4 protein-coding genes are annotated in these 3,705 nt (G+C 60.1%); 3 read left to right on the forward strand and 1 reads right to left on the reverse strand.

Annotated elements, in window-relative coordinates; genetic code table 11:
- Window positions 1-335 precede the first annotated feature (335 nt).
- Entirely contained in the window at window positions 336-689 is a 354-nt protein-coding gene (locus JQ567_RS37740) for a hypothetical protein (RefSeq protein ID WP_212443514.1), read from the forward strand.
- Between the two features lie 40 nt (window positions 690-729).
- Here JQ567_RS37740 and JQ567_RS37745 read toward each other — a convergent pair whose 3' ends face one another.
- Complete coding sequence (locus tag JQ567_RS37745; protein WP_212443515.1) at window positions 730-1,992, reverse strand: serine hydrolase; 1,263 nt, start codon at window positions 1,990-1,992, stop codon at window positions 730-732.
- A gap of 157 nt (window positions 1,993-2,149) precedes the next feature.
- On the opposite strand from JQ567_RS37745, the gene JQ567_RS37750 reads away from it, so the two are divergent.
- Both JQ567_RS37750 and JQ567_RS37755 read left to right on the forward strand, forming a co-directional pair.
- Window positions 2,150-2,485: a GrlR family regulatory protein gene (locus tag JQ567_RS37750; protein WP_212443516.1), complete on the forward strand. Its 336-nt coding sequence runs from the start codon at window positions 2,150-2,152 to the stop codon at window positions 2,483-2,485.
- 300 nt (window positions 2,486-2,785) lie between these two features.
- Window positions 2,786-3,373, forward strand: coding sequence for a hypothetical protein (locus tag JQ567_RS37755; RefSeq protein WP_212443517.1), 588 nt, complete (start codon window positions 2,786-2,788; stop codon window positions 3,371-3,373).
- The last annotated feature ends 332 nt before the right edge of the window (window positions 3,374-3,705 follow it).

Below are 3,705 nucleotides of genomic sequence, written 5' to 3' on the forward strand. Positions count from 1 at the left end.
TCGCAACTGTTGCGTCCACCGCGACCCGCCCCTCGTTGTGACGATGGCCAACGCCCCTCTGAGTGGGACGGGATGGCGATAGATGTGCACTGATTTGCGTCGGATGGAAACAGGAATATTTTTGATTTTCAGAAATTTGGGACTTGACACGGATTCCGGAAATCAGAATTGAGTTGCCCGTCGGGCTACTATGTCGCACCCAGCCGTCATTGCGAGCCACCGGGTCGCAATGACGGGGAGCGGACGGCGTCTAAATTAAGCAGTCATCCCCCGCGGACCATCTTTCGAAATATTAATTTCACCGCCAGCGTCCCGTAATGGCGGGGCTGGTAATCGTGCGGCCGACCATCAAAGCGCGAGGTTTCGTTGTGGGACGTGCGTTGGAATACAATTTTACAACGCTGCGAATTTCCCGAGCCTATGTCAGCCTGGTGTCCCGCCCCGAGGGTGAGGCGACCGCGATTTCCCTGGCGTGGATCGGAGACTATGAAATTCGCATGCACGCAGCCTCAGCGGCTTGCGCCGCAAGGCAGCCCCTTTTTATCGTCGAGATCTTCGACCATGACGCGCAGATCTTTATTGACAGTCGCGCGTGCCACAGCGTTGCGGAAGGCGCCGTCGCGCTCGACGAATTCCTGCATCTGGCGGAGCCGATAGCAGGCGGACCGCACGACAAGCGGCCCGCCTGATCGCGCTCGCGCGTCTTGCGCGGCGCCGGCTGGAGCGCATTCACTTCACCATGGCGCCGTAGACGATGTCCTGGACTTGCTCGCGATAATATTTGCGCAACTCGCCGGGCGCCGCGGTTCCGACCACCACGACGAGACGCTCCTTTGGATCGGCGAAAAACTGCGTACCGTAGGCGCCGTTCCAAGAGAACTCGCCGGGATTGCCGGGGACCGCCGACAGGCCTTCATGGGTGCGCACCGCCACCGAAAGGCCGAAGCTGAAGCCGCCGCGATGCGGCTCGACGTTGGCCACGTTGTTCTTGATGCCGGGCCCAAGGTGGTTGCTGGTCATGTGATGCACCGTCTTCGGGCCGAGCACACGCTGGCCGTCGAGCTCGCCGCCGTTGAGCAGCATCTGGCCGAAGCGGATGTAGTCGCCGACGGTCGCAAACGCGCAGGCGCCGCCACAGTCGGACTTGGTTGGCGTGTCGAGGAGTTTGATCGACTGCGGCTTGCCCGTGAGCGGGTCGTTGGGAAACGGGCGGGCGAGACGCTCGCGCTGCGCCTCCGCGGGGCGGAAGGTGGCGTCCTTCATGCCGAGCGGCTTCCACACATTCGCAGCGAGATATTCGCCGAGCCGTTGTTCGCTGACCTTCTCGACGACCGCGCCCAGCACGTCGATCGAGAAGCCATATTCGAATGTCGTCGCCGGCTGATGCGCCAGCGGCAGTTTTGTGATGCGATCGATGAAGGCCTGGGTATCACCCTCGATCGCCGGTGCGGTGCCGTCGGGATAGAGGCGCGCGACCAGGCTCGAACTGTCCGGCCGTCCGCCATACATCAGGCCGGAGGTGTGGCGATACAGGTCATGAATGGTGATCGGCCGGGCCTGCGCTTCCATCTTCAGTGAACCATCCGGCTGCGGCACGCCGACGTTCATCTCGGCAAACGCCGGATAGTATTGCGAGAGGCTGGCCTGCAGCGGCAGGCGGCCCTGCTCCATCAGCGTCAATCCCGCGACCGCCGCCATCGGCTTGGTCATGGACGCCAACGCGAAGATGGCATCGAGCGGCATCGGCGTGCCTTTTGTGGGATCGAGCTGGCCATAGGCCTTGTAGTGGACGAGCTTGCCGTCGCGCGCGATGGCGACCACCGCGCCGGGCACGCGTTTTGCGAGCATCTCGCGGGCGAAGAAATCATCCAGCCGGGCGAGCCCGGCTTGCGAGAATCCCGCCTCGTCCGGCTTTGCCTCCGGCAATGGCGCGGCACTGGCCGCGTTAAGGGCGATCCCGGCAACCACGGCCGCGGCGATGAGCGTTTTCATGATTTCCTCCCGACGACGGATCCATCCCGGGCGATTGCGTCGCCATTTCGGTGTCCGCCGGTTATAAGCCTAGATCGCGCTTCCCGGAGCGACAAGTCGCACGGGATGGCAGCGGGTATGCGCCGGCAACGTTCGCCGACCGGGCGTGGAAACAATCATGATCAGGAACGGGCTCTATTCGCTATCTGCCAAATCACGCGATGGCGTAGCCGATGACGTTGGCGGCATCCTGATCTTCCGAGACGGCCAGATCCATGGCGGCGACGCGTACGTCTATTACACCGGCAGCTATGAGTGCTCTGCCGGAAGCTGGAGAGGCAAGATGACCAGCCAGGAACATACCCCGACCGGGCGACCGATGGCGGCCCGGGTCCAATACATCGGATTTTTCGGCACCTACAACGATACCGGCGCCAAGGTGGATGCGATGGCCCTCGTTGGACAGCAGGGTGTTCGGTATGATGCGACGTTGCGGTTGCTGGTGGCGGGGTGAGTTTGAGTCTCAAGGGCTGGGCTCAGCTCAGCATCTGTGAACAATGGCTCGTAGGGCTGATTGGAAGCCGGCCTGTCCGCCGTAGCTCAAAGCGAAGGCGGAAGGCGTAATCCGCCGTTCTTAGCCAACGCAGTGCGATCATGACCGCTCGCCGAAACCTCGACGCTTTACCATGTTCGCTGAGGTGACAATTGCGTACCTGAAACAGCAGAAGAACAGGGCGGGGTAGACATTGACCGCCTCTATGGTTCACAGCAGAATACACGCAGTGCGTGTAACTCTCATGGGGAGGTGCGGGTGATGAGGCGCGACATCGTACGAAGCAGGGTTCTCACTACCAACTTCACCTATCAGCAAAGCAACCGCATTTCGGCCGACGCTGTGAATAGGGGAATGGGTACGTTCAGCATCGCTTGGGTAAAGATGGAAAGAGCTGATCTGCCATATATTCCTGAACAGCTCCGGTATGCCCTCCAGCTATATAGACGACCCACCGCGAGGGAACTTGAGATTTGTTTCCGCTACGTCACCGAGGACATTGGCTCAGTTGGAGATAGTCGCCGATTATTCGAGGCTCTTCAGAGGAGAAAGATTATTGTTCAACGGTCTCCTGAGACCGCCGTCGCGCTTGGCGCGACTCTAAAAAACGCGAGTGCTGTAACGGTCGGATCGGTTCTGGGGGCAAGCGCTGTTGGTTTTGATCCCATGTTGATGCTCGTTGCCGTCCCCGGCGGAGTCATACTGATGGGCTCGGTTCTTGGAGTTGCTAAGGGATTGGAGAAGGGCTTGGCAGAATTGGTGCACCGCTACGTTGCGCCGCAGAGGCGTCCAGCACCGCGCAAAGCGCGAGTTAGGAAGTCCGTGAAAAAATCCGCTCGGAAGACGTGACGTGAGCGCGTAGAGCGGATTGGAGCGTAGGCGTAGTCAGCCTCTCCAGAAGGGCACATAACGGCGGATTACGGCTTCGCCTCCAATCCGCCCTACGGGGTCCGAGTGAAGAAGGTTTAATTCGCTCATGAGTTGTGTCAAAAATGCAGTTAGTGATGAAGGCATCGGGGGTTCTTGTGAGATCAATTTTTACGATTTGCATTGTCGGCATCTTGGCGGCTCTTTTCGTCGGGCAAGCACACGCGCAAAGACCTTTGATCTTCCCCCGAGAAAGTGGACGGGCTTAAGCGGCTTTTAGCTCCATCTCGATCGGAGCGATATATCCGATTGCG

The sequence above is a fragment of the Bradyrhizobium sp. AUGA SZCCT0431 genome, assembly GCF_018131065.1.
Classification (GTDB): domain Bacteria; phylum Pseudomonadota; class Alphaproteobacteria; order Rhizobiales; family Xanthobacteraceae; genus Bradyrhizobium.